This is a genomic window from Streptomyces morookaense (assembly GCF_013030945.1).
Classification (GTDB): domain Bacteria; phylum Actinomycetota; class Actinomycetes; order Streptomycetales; family Streptomycetaceae; genus Streptomyces; species Streptomyces morookaensis.
Genome location: NZ_JABBXF010000207.1, coordinates 1 through 602, shown reverse-complemented (window position 1 = coordinate 602; position 602 = coordinate 1). Strand labels below are relative to the sequence as shown.

Below are 602 nucleotides of genomic sequence, written 5' to 3'. Positions count from 1 at the left end.
TACAGTCCGGCGGCCTGCTTCAGGGCCTCGACACGGTCGGTGCGCTCCCAGGTGAAGTCCGGCAGCTCACGACCGAAGTGACCATACGCAGCCGTCTGCGCATAGATCGGACGCAGCAGATCCAGATCACGGATGATCGCAGCCGGACGCAGATCGAAGACCTCACCGATCGCATTCTCGATCTTGTCCGTGTCGATCGTGTTCGTCCCGAAGGTCTCCACGAACAGACCCACCGGCTCCGCCTTGCCGATCGCATACGCGACCTGCACCTCACACCGCGTCGCCAGACCCGCAGCGACCACGTTCTTCGCCACCCAACGCATCGCATAGGCGGCCGAACGGTCCACCTTGGACGGGTCCTTGCCCGAGAACGCGCCACCACCATGACGAGCCATGCCGCCATAGGTGTCGATGATGATCTTCCGGCCCGTCAGACCCGCGTCACCCATCGGGCCACCGATCTCGAAACGACCCGTCGGGTTCACCAGCAGACGGTAGCCCTCGGTGTCCAGCTTGATGCCGTCCTCCACCAGCTCCTTGAGGACATGCTCCACCACGAACTCCCGCACATCCGGCGCCAGGAGCGAGTCCAGGTCGATGTC

Annotated in this window: 1 protein-coding gene; it reads right to left on the bottom strand. The window is 64.0% G+C overall.

Annotated elements, in window-relative coordinates; translation table 11 throughout:
* A partial coding sequence (locus HG542_RS34180; RefSeq protein ID WP_171088326.1) for a methionine adenosyltransferase domain-containing protein occupies nt 1–602 on the bottom strand: 602 nt, incomplete at both ends.